At 67.3% G+C, this 447-nt stretch carries 2 protein-coding genes; both read right to left on the bottom strand.

Going from position 1 to position 447, the window contains the following annotated elements; translation table 11 throughout:
* Nucleotides 1–95: 50S ribosomal protein L34 (gene rpmH / locus ACU8YE_RS25265; protein ID WP_446930312.1), on the bottom strand; the 95-nt coding region annotated here is incomplete at its 3' end.
* Between the two features lie 90 nt (nucleotides 96–185).
* Nucleotides 186–447 (bottom strand): hypothetical protein (locus tag ACU8YE_RS25260; RefSeq protein ID WP_446930310.1); only part of this gene is annotated, 262 nt, incomplete at its 5' end.

Raw genomic sequence — 447 nt, 5'->3', positions numbered from 1 at the left:
GCCAAGACCTTGCGGCCGCCGACCGTCGCCTTGCGCGCAAAGAAGCCGTGCCGGCGCGCGCGCACGAGCTTGCTGGGCTGGAAAGTGCGCTTCATCGTTCATTCCCGTATCGATGCCTGAAACAGAAAAGCGGCCCCGCGGGCCGCTTCTGCTGGCCCGCCGATTAGGCAAGAGACATGTCGAAGTCAATCGTCGGACGCCGCGGGAAGCTCGTCCTGAAGCTTGCGCAGCGCGTCGCGCCGGCGAGCGCTCCGGCGCCTGAGGCCCCAGTCGAACCAGCTTCCCGCCTTCGGCTGCCATTTCTTAAAGCGGACGTAGCGGCGCTTCGCCCATCGGCTGTTGCGCAGCATCAGTGTCAGGCCAGCGGCCGCGACGACGACGCCTCCGGGTCCGGGAATGACGCCAACCAACGGCGAGGCGGCGAGCAGCGTGCAACCGGTGAGGAAC

The sequence above is a fragment of the Ralstonia sp. VS2407 genome (assembly GCF_052950655.1).
Note: the sequence above shows the minus strand (reverse complement) of the source record. Positions and strands in the feature narration are given on the sequence as shown.